Here is a 19,001-nt window from a genome sequence, read left to right on the forward strand (position 1 = left end):
AATGACTTTGTGATCCACATCTCATTTTGCCGCTTCATGCTGTTCCAGCGATGTGTCAAGCAGTTCAATAAACGCCTCAAGCTGACGAGTCTTCGCGCCACGACGCCAGACCAGCCATGTCGTTAACCAACGCCATTGCTCACCTAATGGCCAGGCTTCAACCTGATGATGCCCCGGCATACTTTCCAGCATGGAACGAGGAATAAGCGCAATTCCCGCTCCGGCGATTACACAGGCCAGCATACCGTGATATGACTCCATCTCATGAATTGTCCCCGGCGCTGCGCCGTCGGCATGAAACCAGCTCTCAAAGTGGCGGCGATACGAGCAGTTAGCGCGGAAGGCATAGATATTACAACCATTAACCTGACTGGCGCGGGTAACGGGAGTATGTCCTTGCGGCGTAACGATCATCAACTCCTCGCGGTACACCGGCATCCCGTCAATGGCTGTATGGTTAATCGGACCATCAATAAATGCCGCATTCAGTTTTCCCTCAAGTACACCATCCAGCATAGTTCCGGAAGGGCCAGTGGAAAGGGAAAACTGAATTTTAGGATAACGACGGTTAAATTCTGCCAGTGTAGCTGGGATGCGTACCGCTGCGGTGCTTTCCAGCGAACCGAGAGAAAACAAGCCTTGTGGCTCATCGCCAGCAACAACATTTCGCGCTTCGTCGACCAACGCGAGAATTTGTTGGCTATAGCGCAAAAAATTATGCCCGGCAGGAGAGAGACGTAAACGCTGATTCTCGCGAATAAACAGTTCCACGCCGAGTTCTGTTTCCAGCTGGCGGATACGGGTAGTCAGGTTAGATGGCACACGATGCACTTTTGCTGCCGCCTGGGTAATGCTGCCAGCCTCGGCAACGGCGTTAAACATCTCCAGCTGGGTCAGATCCATAGCATTCTCGATTCGTGAACAAGTGGCTTAATATTATTCATTTTAACGAAAGAGTAAATCTGCGTATCTTCACACCATAACTCACGAAGGAGATACCCGAATGACCATTACTCCGCTTACCCATGCTATTTCAATAAATCCAGCCAATGGAGAACAACTTTCTGCACTGCCGTGGGCTGGCGCTGACGATATTGAACACGCACTTCGGCTCGCGGCGGCAGGCTTTCGCGACTGGCGCGTAACAAACGTAGATTATCGCGCAGAAAAACTGCGTGATCTCGGTAAGGCTTTGCGCGCCCGTAGCGAAGAGATGGCGCAAATGATCACTCGAGAAATGGGGAAACCGATCAAACAGGCGCGTGCCGAAGTGGCGAAATCAGCAAACTTGTGCGACTGGTATGCAGAGCATGGTCCGGCAATGCTGAAGAGCGAACCTACGCAGGTAGAAAATCAGCAAGCGGTTATTGAATATCGTCCTATGGGGACGATCCTGGCGATTATGCCGTGGAACTTTCCGTTATGGCAGGTGATGCGAGGGGCTGTTCCCATTATCCTGGCAGGTAACGGTTATTTGCTTAAGCATGCGCCAAATGTGATGGGCTGTGCACAGTTAATTGCTCAGGTCTTTAACGATGCAGGTATCCCACAAGGCGTATATGGCTGGTTGAATGCCGACAATGACGGTGTAAGCCAGATGATTAAAGACCCGCGCATTGCTGCGGTTACAGTCACCGGAAGTGTCCGTGCGGGAGCAGCCATTGGCGCGCAGGCTGGGGCGGCGCTGAAAAAATGTGTGCTTGAATTGGGCGGTTCCGACCCATTTATTGTGCTTAACGATGCCGATCTGGACCTGGCCGTGAAAGCCGCGGTTGCCGGACGTTATCAGAATACCGGGCAGGTTTGTGCAGCAGCAAAACGCTTTATCATCGAAGAGGGGATTGCCTCTGCATTTACCGAACGTTTTGTGGCGGCGGTATCGGCGTTGAAAATGGGCGATCCGAGTCATGAGGATAACGACCTCGGACCGATGGCGCGTTTCGATTTGCGTGATGAGCTACATCATCAGGTTGAAAAATCACTGGCACAGGGCGCCCGTCTGTTACTCGGAGGGGAAAAGGTAGCAGGCGCAGGAAACTACTATCCGGCAACGGTTCTGGCAGACGTCACGCCAGAAATGACCGCGTTTCGTGAAGAATTGTTTGGACCCGTCGCGGCAATCACCATTGCGAAAGATGCTGAACATGCGCTTAAACTGGCTAATGACAGCGAGTTTGGACTTTCTGCAACCATTATTACCTCTGATGAAGCACTGGCGAAACAAATGGCAGCACGTCTGGAATGTGGAGGGGTGTTTATCAATGGTTTCAGCGCCAGTGATGCACGGGTAGCGTTTGGCGGTGTGAAGAAGAGCGGCTTTGGTCGTGAGCTTTCCCATTTTGGGTTACATGAGTTCTGTAATATCCAGACGGTATGGAAAGACCGGATCTGACGTCACATATTTAGCTCTGTTATACTCGCAGGTCTTTTCAGACCTGCGAGCAAGGAGCAGAGAGTGGCAGTCGCCATGGATAATGCAATCTTAGAAAACATCTTGCGGCAAGTACGACCGCTAATTGGTCGGGGGAAAGTCGCGGATTATATTCCGGCACTGGCAACGGTAGAGGGTTCCCGACTGGGCATTGCTATCTGTACCGTTGACGGGCAGCTTTTTCAGGCCGGAGACGCGCAAGAGCGTTTTTCAATTCAGTCTATTTCCAAAGTGCTCAGTCTCGTTGTTGCAATGCGTCATTACTCCGAAGAAGAAATTTGGCAACGTGTGGGCAAGGATCCGTCGGGATCGCCATTCAATTCCCTGGTGCAACTGGAAATGGAGCAGGGTATTCCACGAAATCCTTTTATTAATGCCGGTGCGTTGGTGGTCTGCGACATGTTGCAAGGGCGATTAAGCGCCCCACGGCAACGTATGCTGGAAGTGGTGCGTGGACTAAGCGGCGTGTCTGATATTGCCTACGATACGGTGGTAGCGCGTTCAGAGTTCGAGCATTCTGCGAGAAATGCGGCGATAGCCTGGCTGATGAAGTCGTTTGGCAATTTCCATCATGATGTGACAACAGTACTGCAAAACTACTTTCACTACTGTGCACTAAAAATGAGCTGCGTTGAGCTGGCCCGAACGTTTGTCTTTCTGGCAAATCAGGGGAAGGCTATTCATATCGATGAGCCGGTGGTAACGCCAATGCAAGCGCGACAAATTAACGCGCTGATGGCAACCAGTGGTATGTACCAGAATGCGGGCGAGTTTGCCTGGCGGGTGGGACTTCCGGCGAAATCTGGCGTTGGTGGCGGTATTGTGGCGATCGTCCCACATGAAATGGCCATTGCGGTCTGGAGTCCGGAACTGGATGACGCAGGTAACTCTCTTGCCGGTATTGCAGTACTTGAACAATTGACGAAACAATTAGGACGCTCGGTTTACTAATGCAGTCTCTTGATCCACTCTTCGCGCGTTTATCCCGTTCAAAATTTCGCTCCCGCTTTCGTTTAGGCGTGAAGGAGCGTCAGTATTGTCTGGAGAAGGGCGCGCCGGTTATCGAACAACATGCGGCGGATTTTGTCGCTAAACGTCTTGCCCCGGCCTTACCTGCGAACGATGGCAAGCAAACTCCCATGCGCGGGCATCCGGTGTTTATTGCCCAGCATGCTACAGCAACATGTTGTCGCGGCTGTCTGGCTAAGTGGCACAACATTCCGCAGGGTGTTTCGTTAAGTGAGGAACAACAACGTTATATTGTGACGGTTATCTACCACTGGCTGGTTATTCAGATGAATCAGCCATAAGAATGTCAGATTTCGACAAAGCCGTATCGGATTAATATCTTTATTTGTCACCGCTGCCAGTGAACATGCTATCCTTTATGAGAATTTACTTATTGCGTTAAAATAATTGCAGCCTGCAATTGTATGGACAGATAATTAATGCGTGTACTCCCCATCTCAACTTTCCATTTGTTCCTGGAAGGCCATTTGCTACGTAATAGCATCGCGATTTTTGCGCTAACCACGCTGTTCTATTTTGTTGGTGCAGAGTTACGTCTGGTTCATGAACTCTCTCTCTTCTGGCCGCTGAATGGTGTGATGGCAGGGGTTTTTGCCCGGTATGTCTGGCTCAATCGGCTGCATTACTATGCAATCAGTTACGTGGCGATGATGGCTTATGATGCGATGACTACCGAATGGGGTTTAGTTTCACTGGTCATCAACTTGTCCAATATGATGTTTATTGTGACCGTGGCTCGGTTAGTGCTGAGGGATAAGCGACTGGGGAAAAATAAGTATGAGCCAGTAAGTGCCTTACGCTTGTTTAATTATTGCCTTATAGCCGCATTATTATGCGCAATTGTCGGGGCGGTTGGTTCAGTAAGTATTGATAGTCTGGATTTCTGGCCCTTACTTGCTGACTGGTTTAGCGAACAGTTTTCGACGGGCGTGTTAATTGTTCCGTGTATGTTGACGCTGGCGATCCCCAGGGCGTTGCCACGCTTTAAAGCAGAACAGATGATGCCGTTTATTGCGCTCATTGTATCGGTCATTGCCTCGGTAGTTATCGGCGGTGCGGGGAGTCTGGCGTTCCCATTGCCTGCATTGATCTGGTGTGCGGTACGCTATACCCCGCAGGTAACGTGTTTGCTGACTTTTTTGACGGGCGCGGTGGAAATCGTGCTGGTGGCAAATTCGGTGATAGATATCGCCGTCGGTTCGCCGTTCTCTATCCCACAAATGTTCTCCGCTCGTCTGGGGATTGCTACCATGGCAATTTGCCCAATCATGGTTTCCTTTAGCGTGGCGGCAATTAACTCGCTGGTTAAGCAAGTTTCTCTGCGTGCCGATTTTGATTTTCTCACCCAGGTTTACTCGCGCTCAGGTCTTTTTGAGGCATTAAAAAATCCGTCACTACAACAGACACAACATCTGACGGTGATGCTGCTTGATATCGACTATTTCAAAAGCATAAACGACAACTATGGTCATGAATGTGGCGATAAAGTTTTAAGCGTGTTTGCCCGGCATATACAGAAGATAGTTGGTGATAAAGGGCTGGTGGCGCGGATGGGCGGCGAAGAATTTGCTGTTGCAGTGCCTTCAGTGAATCCTGTGGATGGTCTGCTGATGGCGGAAAAAATCCGTAAAGGCGTAGAAATGCAACCGTTTATCTGGCAACAAAAAACGCTTTATTTGACGGTTAGCATTGGTGTCGGAAGTGGGAGTGCAACATTTCGTACGTTAATCGATGATTTCAACAAACTGATGGTAGAAGCCGATACTTGTCTTTATCGCTCGAAAAAAGACGGGCGAAATCGAACCAGCACTATGCATTATGGCGAAGAAGTTGTCTGACAGGTTGTGATTTTTTGGTGGTGAACATCTAATTTGTTCTACCAATTTTGTCATTTCCCATTTTTACCGGAAATCATGATTACAAGCTTTCACTTTCCGGAACCTTGACCAACAGCACATTTTTCGCCAAAAAACGTGAATTGTTCGCCGCGAGTTGATCAAAACAGGGGTTCAGCGTATCAAAGTTTGCTAACCTGTCGTACCAATTCAAACAGGTTGTATGACTAATCAAAAGGGAACCCATTGTGAAAACACTAAATCGTCGCGATTTTCCCGGTGCACAGTATCCAGAACGTATCATTCAGTTTGGTGAAGGTAACTTCCTGCGTGCCTTTGTCGACTGGCAAATTGATCTCCTGAATGAGCACACCGATCTGAATTCTGGTGTGGTCGTAGTTCGTCCGATTGAAACTTCATTCCCGCCGTCACTGAGCACTCAGGATGGTCTGTACACCACCATCATTCGTGGTTTGAATGAGAAGGGCGAGGCGGTCAGCGATGCGCGTCTGATTCGTTCTGTTAATCGTGAAATCAGCGTCTACAGTGAATACGATGAATTCCTGAAACTGGCGCACAACCCGGAAATGCGCTTTGTTTTCTCTAACACCACCGAAGCAGGTATCAGCTACCATGCAGGCGACAAATTTGCTGACGCGCCAGCGGTAAGCTATCCGGCAAAACTGACTCGCCTGTTGTTCGAACGTTTTAGCCATTTCAACGGTGCGCTGGATAAAGGTTGGATTATCATCCCGTGTGAACTGATCGACTATAACGGCGATGCGCTGCGTGAACTGGTTCTGCGCTACGCGCAGGAGTGGGCGCTACCAGAAGCATTTATTCAATGGCTGGATCAGGCTAACAGCTTCTGCTCTACGCTGGTGGACCGTATCGTTACCGGTTATCCGCGTGATGAAGTGGCGAAACTGGAAGAAGAACTGGGGTATCACGATGGTTTCCTCGATACCGCTGAACACTTTTACCTGTTTGTAATTCAGGGGCCGAAATCTTTAGCGACTGAACTGTGTCTGGACAAATATCCGCTCAACGTGCTGATTGTTGACGATATTAAACCGTATAAAGAGCGCAAAGTGGCAATTCTCAACGGTGCACACACCGCGCTGGTGCCGGTGGCGTTCCAGGCAGGGCTGGATACTGTAGGCGAAGCGATGAACGATGCTGAAATTTGCGCATTCGTTGAAAAAGCCATCTACGAAGAAATTATTCCAGTACTGGATTTGCCACGTGATGAACTGGAATCTTTCGCCAGTGCGGTAACCGGGCGTTTCCGTAACCCATATATTAAGCATCAGCTGCTTTCCATCGCGCTCAACGGTATGACCAAGTTCCGTACCCGAATTCTGCCTCAGTTGCTGGCAGGGCAGAAGGTGAACGGTAAACTTCCGGCCCGACTGACCTTCGCGTTAGCCGCATTGATTGCATTCTATCGTGGAGAACGTAACGGGGAAGCGTATCCGGTACAGGATGATGCCCACTGGCTGGAACGTTATCAGCAACTCTGGAGCCAGCATCGTGACCGTATCATCGACACCCAGGAGCTGGTCGCTACTGTGCTGGCAGAAAAAGACCACTGGGAACAGGACCTGACGCAAGTGCCTGGCCTGGTCGAACTGGTTGCTAATGACCTGGATTCCATTCTGGAAAAAGGGATGCGCGAAGCTGTACGTCCGTTGTGCTAATACTCTGAACCCGGTTTCGACCGGGTTTCTTATTCCACTATATTAGTTACAACATCCTATGTACCTTTATTATTAACAGGTGCCACATGCAGCACCTGTTAATGTTGTAAGCTTGTAGGTAATTTGTAAGTAGCATCTTGAGAACGTGATCGTAATCACGTTTAATAGGGCGACTTTTCCACGCCTGAAGATAACCATGATTGTTCGTCCACAACAACACTGGCTGCGCCGTATTTTTGTCTGGCACGGTTCAGTATTATCCAAGATATCCTCGCGCTTACTACTCAATTTTCTCTTTTCTATCGCTGTTATTTTCATGCTGCCCTGGTACACACATCTGGGCATCAAATTCACCCTCGCACCGTTCAGCATTCTTGGTGTCGCCATCGCCATCTTTCTGGGTTTTCGTAATAACGCTGGTTACGCCCGTTACGTTGAAGCGCGCAAACTTTGGGGGCAGTTGATGATTGCTTCGCGGTCATTATTGCGTGAGGTAAAAACGACATTGCCGGATTCGGCAAGGGTAAGGGAGTTTGCCCGACTGCAAATCGCCTTCGCCCATTGTTTACGCATGACATTACGCAAACAGCCGCAGGCGGAAGTGCTGGCTCATTATCTCAAGACTGAAGATCTTCAGCGTGTACTGGCTTCGAACTCTCCAGCTAACCGTATCTTGTTAATAATGGGGGAATGGTTGGCGGTTCAGCGACGCAATGGACAACTTTCAGATATCCTGTTTATTAGCCTCAACGATCGGCTTAATGATATTTCAGCGGTTCTGGCAGGCTGCGAGCGCATTGCCTATACGCCAATTCCCTTTGCCTACACCCTGATTTTGCATCGTACCGTTTATCTGTTTTGTATCATGCTGCCGTTCGCGCTGGTCGTGGATCTGCATTACATGACGCCTTTTATCTCTGTGCTGATTTCCTACACCTTTATTTCGCTGGATTGTCTGGCGGAAGAACTGGAAGATCCGTTCGGTACAGAAAACAACGATTTACCACTGGATGCCATCTGCAACGCTATTGAAATTGACCTGTTACAGATGAACGATGAAGCAGAAATTCCAGCGAAAATTCTTCCCGATCGCCATTACCAGCTGACGTGATAATTACTCGATACGTCGGGCAACAATAAACAGTCGCGGGAATGCCAGCAGTATCTGCCCGTTCTCCTGGAGTGGATACTGCTCTTCCAGCATCTGATGGTAGCGCGTAAGAAAATGCTGCTGTTCGCTCTCAGTCAGATCCTGCAACCACGGGCGTAATCCGGTTGCGGTCACCCAGTCAATAATCGCCTGGTGCGACGGCATCTGGTGATAGTAAGTGGTTCGCCAGATATCAATCTCGCATCCGGCTTCGCTCAAAATATCGTAATATGCATGAACGCCAGCCAGCGGCTCACGCCCGCGATCTGGATAATTTTGTTCCCAGGCGACTTCGCGCATCAGCACATGGGTCGGCTCCAGCCAGTTATCTGGCATCTGTACTGCCAACACACCATGGAGATTAAGTAATGAAACCAGATGAGGAAACAATTCGTAGTGGTCGGGCAGCCATTGCAGTGAGGCATTAGCAAAAATCAGATCGAGTGCCTGTTTCGGTTGCCAGTTGCGGATGTCTGCTTCCACAAACTGACATTTTGGAAGAGCACTGCGCGCTTCGGCAATCATCGCCGGAGACGAGTCGATGCCCGTTATCCTGGCCGCAGGCCAACGTTGATGCAGCAGGGCGGTGCTGTTACCTGGGCCACAGCCAAGATCGGCAACGTATTCGACATTCTCCAGCGGCACTCTGGCAAGCAGCTCCACCGCCGGACGCGATCGTTCAGCGGCAAAGAGCAGATATAAAGAGGGGTTCCAGTCAGACATTTTTTTACTCCCGTCAGCGCGTTACCCCAATTGTAGATAAAACTGATGAATTCGCCTCACGGCATCAACCCATTGAACACACGTTTTTTACGCGGCCCGGTCATTAGCGCTTCCAGTTTCGCGACACAGGTTTTGTAGTGGGGCGTGGTTTTATGGAACGCCACTGCGTCTTCATCTTTATAGGCTTCGTAAATATAAAAGCGCGAATTCACTTCCGGGTCCTGTAAGACATCGAAGCGCAAATTACCTTCTTCCTGTACCGAGCCCAGGTGGTTCTGGCGAAAGACCTCGATAAACTCGTCAACCTTGTCTTCATGAACGTTAATTTCAACCAGTGTGACGTGCATGATTCTTCTCCTTAAATCCGCAGTTACTGTTTTTCACTCAGATAGAGTTCATATGCCCGATCAGCCGTTTCGTTATGGTGAACCACCGCCTGTACGGCTTTCATCATCGCCACCGGATGGTCTGACTGGAAAATATTTCGCCCCATATCCACACCAGAAGCGCCCTGATCGATAGCCTGCCAGCACATTTCCAGCGCTTCGCGCTCCGGTAATTTTTTACCGCCAGCAATAACAATAGGTACCGGACATCCGGCAACAATCCGTTCAAAACCTTTATCGACATAATAGGTTTTGATAATTTGCGCCCCCATTTCAGCGGCGATTCGAGTCGCGAGCGAGAAATAACGCTGATCGCGCACCATATCTTTGCCCACGCCAGTGACTGCCATGGTCGGCATTCCCACTTTCATTCCAGCATCGACCAGCTGAATAATATTTTTGATCGACTGATGTTCATATTCGCTGCCGATATAAACCTGCGCCGCCACCGCACAACTGTTCAGGCGCACGGCGTCATCCATCGATAACGCCACTGCTTCATTACTTAATTCCGCCAGGATAGAGTTCGCACCTGACGCCCGCAGTACCACTGGCTTATTGGTCGCGGGTGGCACCACGCTGCGCAAAATACCGCGTGTACACATTAATACATCGGCATGTTCAAACAGTGGGGCGATATTTATATCAATGCGTTCAAGTCCGGTAGTCGGCCCCTGAAAATAACCATGATCAAAGGCCAGCATCACGGTTTTACCCGTTTTCGGATTAAATATCCGCGATAAACGAGACTGCATTCCCCAGTCCAGAGCACCGCAACCTTTGAGGGTAAAAGGGATATTTTGTTGCGGTTGATCGGTGCGAAAATCTTTACCATCTTTAATATCGTCTAAATCTGCCATAACTTACTCCGGTTAAGTAATGCACATCAGAAATCGTATTTGCCGATATTTTCTTTATTGAAAACCACGCGCTCCGGTAACAGTACAATGCCATTACCATCCGCTTCGTAGTCATAGCCCTGAACGCTGTTTGGCGAGACTTCCACCTGACCTACGCCCTGAATATCCAGCTTGTCGCCCGTTTTCATTGCACCTTTTTTCAATAATGCATCTGCGACATAGACCGAAATTTTGCCTTGCTGAACCACATCCCACAGGCCAAACTCTTTCACCGTGCCGCGCTCTACATACGGACGCATCACATTTGGCGTACTGAATCCGACAATCGCAACTTTGTCATTTTTCAGGTTTTCAGCGGCTTGCGCGGCAGCAGGCAGGGCGTTGGCGTCGGGGGCGATAATGACATCGAGATCGCTATAGGCTTTTAATATGCCTTCCGCGGTTTGTAACGATTTAGTGGCATCGTTATAGCCAAACTGCGTAGTGACAATTTCCCAGCCTGGATGTTCTTTGGCGATTTTCGCTTTCGCTTCTTTCACCCACTGGTTTTGGTCCGTCACTGTGGGGCTGGAGTAGAAAAACGCGACTTTGGCTTTGTCTTTATTTACCTGGCGCGCCGCCATATCCACCAACATACCTCCCAACTGGGCGGGCGTTCCCTGGTTAATGTAGTAAGAACGGCACTCCGGTTTGGTGTCAGAATCCCAGGTAAGTACTTTCACCCCACGTTGCATGGCGCGTTTCAGTGCCGGGCATAAACCATCTGGCGAAACCGCAGAAACGATAATGGCGTTATATCCCTGATTGACGAAGTTATTAATCAACTGTACCTGACCAGAAACACTGGGTTCTGTCGGCCCATCGTAGGTCACATCAACGCCCAGCTCTTTACCAGCTTGTTGTGCGCCGTTGCCACCGCTGGTAAAAAATCCCACGCCAACCAGTTTGGGAATAAATGCAATACGCTCTGCGGCCTGCACATTCATAGAGATTGCGGCAATGCCAAGGGCGCTAAGTAAGGCGATTTTCTTAAAGCGATGAAGTGTCATGAAGATATCCTTTATGGCAATGGGTTATTGGCCCGACGCGCCAGCCACTCTTTAATTTGCTGGCGATGCAGGCTAACGGAACGACCAACGACAACGACGATAAGCAGCGCACCGGAAAGGGCGCTGGACACCTGATTTGGCACTCCTGCCATTTGCAAACCTTGTTGCAAATATCCCACTAATAAAACCGCAATGGCGGTGCCGATAATGGAACCGGAGCCACCATAAATATTGGCACCGCCGAGCACCACTGCGGTGATGGCGGGCATCAGAAACGACGCACCGAGATCGGAACGCGCGGAACCAAAATACGACACCAACAGCACAGCGGCGACCGCAGATGCCAGCCCTGTCATGGCATAGAGCGCACATAAGGTACGGTTAACTGGAATCGCGCTATAAACCGCCACGCGCGGGCTTTGCCCAATCAAAAACACGTTACGTCCGGCATGGGTTTTATGCAGCCAGAGCCAGAAAACGAGGAGACATATCAGGAAGATAATCAGCGGAACAGGGAGTCCCAGCACATCCAGGTTAGCAAAATCTGTAAACGCCATCGGGAATCCACCAATACCTTCGTACCCCGTCGCTCCGGCCATCCCGGAAAGCAGCAGAGCGCTTCCGGCAAACAGATATAGCGTGCCAAGCGTAATCACCAGCGGGTTAACTTTGGTATAGATAATTAATCCGGCGTTGATCAGCCCGCACAATGCGCCGAGCAGTAATGTCAGAAGAATCGCCAGTGGCATCGGCACACCACTTTGAAACAGTACGCCCAATGCAATGGCGCAGAGGCCGATGGTCGAACCAAACGAAATATCGATCCCGCCACTGACAATCACCATCGTCAGCGGTAGGGCGACAATGCCAATGCAGATAAAGTCACTGGTGCTGAACAGCAACATATTGAGATCTAACATCCGCGGGTTAATTGCACCAAATGCGACGATCTCAATAACGAGCAGTGCGGCAAGGGCCAGTTCCCAACCGTAGCGAATACGCATTACGCGGCCTCCCGTTTTTTACCTGACGAAGCGGGTTTAACGGATGGCGGTGGCGTCATAAAGCGGGCATATTTTTGCCGCCGCAGATTACGTTCCAGCGCGCAACGCAGGCGTCCATCAAACACCAGCACCGCCAGCAGAACCAGGCCCGCGATAAAATCATTCCACCATGCCGGAATTCGCAACAGCACCAGTACGCTATCGATCTGCGTCAGGAACCAGGCGCCGAGCACCGCTCCGATAATCGCGCCGGAACCGCCGAGCAAACTAATACCGCCCAGCACGCAGGCAGCGATAGCTTTCATTTCCAGCCCGGTGCCGGTCTGGTTGGGGATAAACCCAATCTGCGAAGCAAACACAATTCCCGCCAACGCAGCCATGCAGCCGTTCAACGAAAATGCCACAATCCGAATGGCTTCTGTACGAACGCCCAGTTGACGAGCGCCCTGTAAATTATCGCCCGTGGCATAAAAACTGCGTCCAAACGCCGTCTTCGCCAGCAGCCAGGCCATAAATGCCACCAGAATTATCGTCAACCAACCAATCGCGGAAACGCCAAACAGTAGCGGGGCGGAGAGTTGTTTCAGTTCGGCGGGTAACCCTTCAATCCATTTACCGCCAGTCCACAGCAGCATGATGCCTCTGTACAATCCTAATGTACCGAGCGTAGCGACAATGGCAGGGATCTTTAGCCACGCGACCAGTACACCGTTGAAAAATCCCGCGAGCAAGCCGAGCAGTAACGTCGCGACACAAGCAACAGGCAGTGAATACCCCGCGTTCAGTAATATCCCCAACAGCACCGCGCACATACCCGTAATTGAGCCTACCGAAACATCAATATTGCGCGTCAGCATCACCAGCGTCGCGCCCATCGCCAGCAGGATCAAGATTTGTGCGCTGCTATAAACCATGGTCAGCGTTTGCAGACTTAAATACTGACGGTCGAGAAAACCTGGCAACAAAAACAGCAGCACCACCGCCAGCAGTGCCGTGATTTCACGGTTGTTCTGAATAAACTTCAGCATGACGCCTCCTGACGCTGACTATCGCCGAAGGCAACGCGCATAATGGTCTCGACATTAATATCGCGCCCGGTCAGTGCCGAGTGGGTAATTTCACCCTGATGCATCACATACACGCGGTCAGCCATCAGTTCGATCTCTTCCAGATCGGAGGAAATAAGCAGCACGGCCACATTTTGTGCGGCGATGCTGCGCAACAGCTGGTAGATATCATTACGCGCCGAGACATCCACGCCGCGCGTCGGCTCATCAACAATCAATACTTGCGGCGAAGCTTCCAGACATTTGGCAATCAGGATTTTTTGCTGGTTGCCACCGGATAAAGTTCGTGCAGCTTGTTCCGGTTGGTTAAATTTAATATTGAGCGCGCGACGATATCGTTCCAGTGTGGCGTTATCTTTCGCGGTTTTTGCCCAGAATCCGCGTTGATTATGGGTGAGGGCGCAGACGTTCCACGCCAGCGAAGCATCGAGATTCAATCCTGAGGACTGGCGATCTTCTGGTAGATAAACCAGACCGCAATGCAAACGTTCTCCGGTAGATAATTTATTGATCTCTTTACCATTCAACATGATGCACCCGCCACGCAAAGGCCGCAGACCATATAACGTTTCTGCCAGTTCAGTGCGCCCGGCCCCCACTAGCCCAGCCAGGCCAAGAATTTCTCCGGCATTCAGCGTAAAACTGACATCCATAAAACCTTCGCCAGTCAGATTTTCCAGCGCCAGTACCGATGTTCCAGCTGCATGTTGTGGTCGATTACCGGGCAACTCCAGCCATAACTTTTGACTGGCTGAGAGAGATTTTTCCCGCGTTGCTGGCGTAATGGCCTGAATGATGTCGTCGGTAGACAGCTCACTGGTTTTGCCACTTAACGCGATAGTTCCGTCGCGCATCACGCTAATCCGATCGGCAATCTGGCGAATTTCCGGCAGCTTATGTGAGATAAAAACAATACCCACGCCAGTGGCGAGTAGTTCCCGCAAACGGCCAAACAAGCGTTCGGTTTCCGCAGGGGTAAGCGACGCTGTAGGTTCATCGAGAATAAGAATTTGCGAATCGCGCATCAGACCGCGCAGGATTTCCACCATTTGGCGGTCGGCAACATCCAGTGAGCCCGCCAGACTATGCAGATCAAACTGGCAGCCCAGCGCCGCCAGCAAGTTCTTCATTTTCTGCATAGAAAGCTGTTTTTTTGCCAGCCCATACAGGATGTTTTCTTTTATCGACAGACTTGGGAAAAGCAGCGGTTCCTGGGGAACGAGATAAATACCCAACTGATGAGCATGAACTGGCGTTAATCTGGTGTAGTTGTTGCCCCCAATCTCCAGCGTACCGCTATCAGCGGGGGTAATACCGGCGATGATTTTCGTTAGCGTCGATTTACCCGCGCCGTTACCGCCGAGCAGGGCGTGGACTTCCCCCTGATGCAACGTAAAATCGATGCCTTTCAGGACATTAACCCCTGAATACTTTTTATAAACCGAGCGGGCGCAAAGTAGCGGTAACGCGCGGGTATCACTCGTTTGCATATTTCCCCCATTCAGTTTTGCAGGTGAGTTTTGAACAAATGTATTTTTACTTTTAATTTGTTCATAACCTTAGGTGGCTATTGCGCATAATTCCGACGAATAGATCACAATTTATGCTATTTTGATTTTTATGGTTGCGTTTGTTCATTGCTGTTTGACCAAACTGTGGTGGTTATCACAGATATAAGCGCGCAATAACTGAACAATTGCATTAAAGATTTAAATATGTTCAAAGTGAAGAATGAATTATGACAATCAACGATTCGGCAATTTCAGAACAGGGAATGTGCGAAGAAGAACAGGTCGCGCGGATCGCGTGGTTTTACTATCACGACGGGCTGACCCAGAGCGAGATTAGCGATCGCCTAGGGCTAACGCGTTTGAAAGTGTCGCGGTTACTGGAGAAAGGGCATCAGTCCGGCATTATTCGCGTGCAGATTAATTCTCGCTTTGAAGGCTGTCTGGAATATGAAACGCAATTACGTCGCCAGTTTTCATTACAGCATGTGCGGGTGATCCCTGGACTCGCAGATGCAGATGTCGGCGGGCGCTTAGGAATCGGCGCAGCGCATATGTTGATGGGATTGCTCCAGCCACAGCAAATGCTGGCGATTGGCTTTGGCGAGGCAACGATGAACACGCTGCAACGCTTAAGTGGGTTTATTTCGTCACAGCAAATCCGCCTGGTCACGCTCTCCGGTGGCGTCGGCTCTTATATGACAGGCATCGGGCAACTTAACGCAGCGTGCAGCGTCAACATCATTCCGGCGCCATTACGGGCATCTTCGGCTGAAATTGCCCGAACGCTGAAAAATGAAAACTGCGTCAAAGATGTCCTGTTAGCCGCACAAGCTGCGGATGTGGCCATTGTCGGCATTGGCGCAGTGAATCAAAAAGAGAATGCGACGATTATTCGCTCCGGTTATATCAGCCAGGGCGAACAGTTAATGATTGGTCGAAAAGGGGCCATTGGCGATATTTTAGGTTACTTTTTTGACGCTAAAGGTGACGTTGTCACGGATATCAAAATACATAACGAACTGATTGGCTTACCTTTAACCGCGATGACAACTATTCCAACTAGAGTAGGTGTCGCAGGGGGCGAAAATAAAGCCGAAGCGATCGCCGCTGCGATGAAAGGCGGCTACATCAACGCGCTGGTTACCGACCAGGATACTGCCGCTGCGATTTTACGTGGTTAATTTAGCATCACCTTATTACCGGGAACGATGGAGAACGTATAGAGGAACAGACAGAACGCTTAAGCCGAGGATAATCTAATGGCTCGACTCTTTACCCCTTCAGAATCAAAGCATTACCTGATGGCGCTGGACGCAGGCACCGGAAGTATTCGGGCTGTGATTTTCGACCTGGAAGGCAATCAAATCGCAGTAGGACAGGCGGAGTGGCGGCATCTGGCAGTGCCTGACGTTCCCGGTTCAATGGAATTTGATCTGAATAAGAACTGGCAACTGGCGTGCGAATGTATGCGCCAGGCGTTACATAATTCTGGTATCGCGCCGGAATATATTGCTGCCGTTTCGGCATGTTCGATGCGCGAAGGTATTGTTTTATATAACAATGAAGGAACACCGATCTGGGCCTGCGCCAATGTGGATGCCAGAGCGGCGCGGGAAGTCAGCGAACTTAAAGAACTGCATAACAATACCTTTGAAAACGAAGTTTATCGCGCGACCGGACAAACGTTGGCCTTAAGCGCCATTCCCAGATTACTTTGGCTGGCGCATCATCGTTCTGATATCTACCGACAAGCGTCGACCATCACCATGATCAGCGACTGGCTGGCCTATATGCTCAGCGGCGAACTTGCGGTCGATCCGTCTAACGCAGGCACCACGGGACTTCTCGATCTAACCACCCGTGACTGGAAACCTGCATTGCTGGATATGGCCGGACTGCGGGCTGATATTCTTTCTCCTGTCAAAGAAACCGGCACATTGCTGGGCGTGGTAAGTTCACAAGCTGCGGAACTTTGCGGCCTGAAGGCTGGCACTCCGGTGGTCGTGGGAGGAGGGGACGTACAGCTTGGTTGCCTGGGATTAGGTGTAGTGCGCCCGGCACAAACTGCCGTACTTGGCGGCACATTCTGGCAGCAAGTTGTAAACTTAGCCGCGCCGATGACAGACCCAGAAATGAACGTGCGCGTTAATCCCCATGTTATTCCTGGCATGGTACAAGCTGAATCTATTAGCTTTTTTACCGGACTCACCATGCGCTGGTTCCGCGATGCTTTCTGTGCCGAAGAAAAACTGATTGCCGAACGTTTAGGTATCGACACTTACACGCTGCTGGAAGATATGGCCAGCCGGGTGCCGCCTGGGTCGTGGGGCGTGATGCCGATATTCTCCGACAGAATGCGCTTTAAAACCTGGTATCACGCTGCGCCTTCTTTTATTAACTTATCCATTGACCCGGATAAATGTAACAAAGCGACGTTGTTCCGTGCTCTGGAAGAAAATGCGGCGATTGTATCAGCGTGTAACTTGCAGCAAATTGCTGATTTTTCGAATATTCGTCCCACATCGCTGGTCTTTGCAGGCGGAGGGGCGAAGGGAAAATTATGGAGTCAAATTCTCGCTGATGTCGCGGGATTACCCGTTAATATTCCGGTGGTCAAAGAAGCCACTGCATTAGGATGTGCCATTGCAGCTGGCGTCGGTGCCGGGATTTATTCATCAATGGCAGAAACTGGAGAACGTCTTGTACGCTGGGAACGGACGCATACACCAGACCCGGAAAAGCATGAACTTTATCAAGATTCACGCGATAAGTGGCAGGCTGTATATCAGGATCAACTGGGGCTGGTTGATCACGGACTGACGACATCGTTATGGAAAGCACCTGGGTTATAGTTTTATTGACAGCCACATCCTGATAACCGTGGCTGTTAATTTTTGAGTATCAGTATTCCTATTTCTTTTCTTTATTAGGATTAGGTGATAACGGCTGGGCATGCCGGGAGTGAAATATATCTGCTAAACCGTATCAAGCCGCATGCCGAAGATGGTATGCGGTTTAGTATTGACGACTTTAGTCAGCAACCTCAAATGGCACATCAGCGCCGTTTTTTAATCCTCCATTTTATCCGCGATCGCGGATATCGCAGCGTTTATCCCGTAGAGCGGATAAAATGCGTTTACAGATTGACTTTATCCTCACTAAGGGATAAAACTGACAATATCCCCTTGAGCGGATAAACTTCTTGTGGACGTATGGCATGATGAGCTTTCCGATGATCTATAGCCCAACGCAATTAGCGAATGCAATGAAACTGGTTCGTCAGCAAAATGGCTGGACGCAGAGCGAGCTGGCGAAAAAAATCGGCATTAAGCAGGCGACGATTTCGAATTTCGAGAATAATCCCGATAACACCACGCTGACGACATTTTTTAAGATATTACAGTCACTTGAACTCTCAATGACGCTATGCGACACGAAAAACGCTGCGCCAGAATCAACAGGACAGCAAGATCTGGAGTGGTAATGCCTAAACTTGTCACTTGGATGAACAACCAGCGGGTAGGCGAGTTAACGAAGTTGGCCAATGGCGCGCACACTTTTAGGTATGCGCCGGAGTGGTTAGCCAACCGTTATGCCAGGCCGTTGTCGCTATCGCTGCCATTGCAGAGGGGGAATATCACCTCTGATGCCGTGTTTAACTTCTTCGATAACCTGTTACCCGATAGCCCGGTTGTACGCGACCGGATCGTTAAACGTTATCATGCTATATCCAGACAACCGTTTGATTTATTGTCAGAAATAGGGCGAGACAGCGTTGGCGCCGTGACGTTATTACCAGAAGATGAAACCGTAACGCACCCGATAATGGCATGGGAAAAGCTTACTGACGCCAGACTTGAAGAAGTATTAACGGCTTATAAAGCAGATATTCCGCTAGGCATGATAAGAGAAGAAAATGACTTTCGCATCTCAGTTGCTGGCGCGCAGGAAAAGACCGCGCTGCTCAGAATGGGCAATGACTGGTGCATTCCGAAAGGAATAACGCCGACGACGCATATCATTAAATTACCGATTGGTGAAATCAGGCAGCCCAACGCGACGCTCGATCTCAGTCAAAGCGTGGATAATGAATATTACTGTCTGCTGCTGGCGAAAGAGCTCAGCTTGAATGTTCCGGACGCAGAAATCATAAAAGCGGGTAGAGTGCGCGCGTTAGCGGTCGAACGCTTTGACAGGCGCTGGAATACTGAACGAACGATTTTACTTCGCTTGCCACAGGAGGATATGTGTCAGAC

At 50.1% G+C, this 19,001-nt stretch carries 18 protein-coding genes; 10 read left to right on the forward strand and 8 right to left on the reverse strand.

The window, feature by feature from the left end:
• Positions 1-21: 21 nt before the first annotated feature.
• Entirely contained in the window at positions 22-903 is an 882-nt protein-coding gene (locus FEK42_RS04605; RefSeq protein ID WP_130219101.1) for a LysR family transcriptional regulator, read from the reverse strand.
• Between the two features lie 100 nt (positions 904-1,003).
• Here FEK42_RS04605 and sad point away from each other — a divergent pair, with 100 nt between their 5' ends.
• From sad to FEK42_RS04635, 6 genes are all read left to right on the forward strand, one after another.
• Positions 1,004-2,392: a succinate-semialdehyde dehydrogenase gene (gene sad, locus FEK42_RS04610; RefSeq protein WP_130258981.1), complete on the forward strand. Its 1,389-nt coding sequence runs from the start codon at positions 1,004-1,006 to the stop codon at positions 2,390-2,392.
• A gap of 63 nt (positions 2,393-2,455) precedes the next feature.
• Positions 2,456-3,382 (forward strand): glutaminase B, encoded by a 927-nt coding sequence (gene glsB, locus FEK42_RS04615; RefSeq protein WP_130260621.1) that lies wholly within the window; start codon positions 2,456-2,458, stop codon positions 3,380-3,382.
• Positions 3,382-3,741 (forward strand): DUF4186 domain-containing protein, encoded by a 360-nt coding sequence (locus FEK42_RS04620; RefSeq protein ID WP_001191034.1) that lies wholly within the window; start codon positions 3,382-3,384, stop codon positions 3,739-3,741. Before glsB ends, FEK42_RS04620 begins: the two co-directional genes overlap by 1 nt.
• Positions 3,742-3,879: 138 nt before the next feature.
• On the forward strand, positions 3,880-5,298 hold the full coding sequence (locus FEK42_RS04625) for a diguanylate cyclase (protein WP_130209245.1): 1,419 nt from the start codon (positions 3,880-3,882) through the stop codon (positions 5,296-5,298).
• A 245-nt stretch (positions 5,299-5,543) separates the two neighbouring features.
• A complete protein-coding gene (gene uxaB, locus FEK42_RS04630) occupies positions 5,544-6,995 on the forward strand; it encodes a tagaturonate reductase (RefSeq protein ID WP_135492654.1) in 1,452 nt (483 codons plus the stop codon).
• 196 nt (positions 6,996-7,191) lie between these two features.
• Entirely contained in the window at positions 7,192-8,106 is a 915-nt protein-coding gene (locus FEK42_RS04635; protein ID WP_135492653.1) for a bestrophin family protein, read from the forward strand.
• A 3-nt stretch (positions 8,107-8,109) separates the two neighbouring features.
• Here the strand turns inward: FEK42_RS04635 and tam are convergent, their stop codons facing one another.
• Genes tam through lsrA form a run of 7 tightly spaced genes read right to left on the reverse strand, consistent with a single transcriptional unit; the run spans position 8,110 to position 14,724 of the window.
• The gene (tam, locus tag FEK42_RS04640; protein WP_135492652.1) at positions 8,110-8,868 is read right to left on the reverse strand and encodes a trans-aconitate 2-methyltransferase; all 759 of its coding nucleotides are present in this window, start codon (positions 8,866-8,868) and stop codon (positions 8,110-8,112) included.
• A 56-nt stretch (positions 8,869-8,924) separates the two neighbouring features.
• Positions 8,925-9,215 (reverse strand): (4S)-4-hydroxy-5-phosphonooxypentane-2,3-dione isomerase, encoded by a 291-nt coding sequence (gene lsrG / locus FEK42_RS04645; protein ID WP_130209237.1) that lies wholly within the window; start codon positions 9,213-9,215, stop codon positions 8,925-8,927.
• A 23-nt stretch (positions 9,216-9,238) separates the two neighbouring features.
• A complete protein-coding gene (gene lsrF, locus FEK42_RS04650; protein ID WP_000774178.1) occupies positions 9,239-10,114 on the reverse strand; it encodes a 3-hydroxy-5-phosphonooxypentane-2,4-dione thiolase in 876 nt (291 codons plus the stop codon).
• A gap of 26 nt (positions 10,115-10,140) precedes the next feature.
• Complete coding sequence (lsrB, locus tag FEK42_RS04655) at positions 10,141-11,163, reverse strand: autoinducer 2 ABC transporter substrate-binding protein LsrB (protein WP_130209235.1); 1,023 nt, start codon at positions 11,161-11,163, stop codon at positions 10,141-10,143.
• 11 nt (positions 11,164-11,174) lie between these two features.
• Positions 11,175-12,167, reverse strand: coding sequence for an autoinducer 2 ABC transporter permease LsrD (gene lsrD, locus FEK42_RS04660; RefSeq protein ID WP_001222725.1), 993 nt, complete (start codon positions 12,165-12,167; stop codon positions 11,175-11,177).
• Positions 12,167-13,195 (reverse strand): autoinducer 2 ABC transporter permease LsrC, encoded by a 1,029-nt coding sequence (lsrC, locus tag FEK42_RS04665; RefSeq protein WP_135492651.1) that lies wholly within the window; start codon positions 13,193-13,195, stop codon positions 12,167-12,169. The genes lsrD and lsrC overlap by 1 nt, the downstream gene beginning before the upstream one ends.
• Positions 13,189-14,724, reverse strand: coding sequence for an autoinducer 2 ABC transporter ATP-binding protein LsrA (gene lsrA / locus FEK42_RS04670; RefSeq protein ID WP_135492650.1), 1,536 nt, complete (start codon positions 14,722-14,724; stop codon positions 13,189-13,191). The genes lsrC and lsrA overlap by 7 nt, the downstream gene beginning before the upstream one ends.
• A 248-nt stretch (positions 14,725-14,972) precedes the next feature.
• Here lsrA and lsrR point away from each other — a divergent pair, with 248 nt between their 5' ends.
• The 4 genes from lsrR to FEK42_RS04690 form a co-directional block, all read left to right on the forward strand.
• Positions 14,973-15,926 (forward strand): transcriptional regulator LsrR, encoded by a 954-nt coding sequence (lsrR, locus tag FEK42_RS04675; protein ID WP_130260630.1) that lies wholly within the window; start codon positions 14,973-14,975, stop codon positions 15,924-15,926.
• A 78-nt stretch (positions 15,927-16,004) separates the two neighbouring features.
• Positions 16,005-17,597 carry an autoinducer-2 kinase gene (gene lsrK / locus FEK42_RS04680; RefSeq protein WP_135491325.1) on the forward strand — a complete coding sequence of 531 codons (1,593 nt, stop codon included), beginning with the start codon at positions 16,005-16,007 and terminating at the stop codon, positions 17,595-17,597.
• A gap of 365 nt (positions 17,598-17,962) precedes the next feature.
• Complete coding sequence (hipB, locus tag FEK42_RS04685) at positions 17,963-18,229, forward strand: type II toxin-antitoxin system antitoxin HipB (RefSeq protein ID WP_130209223.1); 267 nt, start codon at positions 17,963-17,965, stop codon at positions 18,227-18,229.
• Positions 18,229-19,001: HipA N-terminal domain-containing protein (locus FEK42_RS04690; RefSeq protein ID WP_138211751.1), on the forward strand; the 773-nt coding region annotated here is incomplete at its 3' end. The genes hipB and FEK42_RS04690, both read left to right, overlap by 1 nt.

It is taken from the genome of Escherichia sp. E2748, assembly GCF_005781125.1.
GTDB lineage: Bacteria > Pseudomonadota > Gammaproteobacteria > Enterobacterales > Enterobacteriaceae > Escherichia.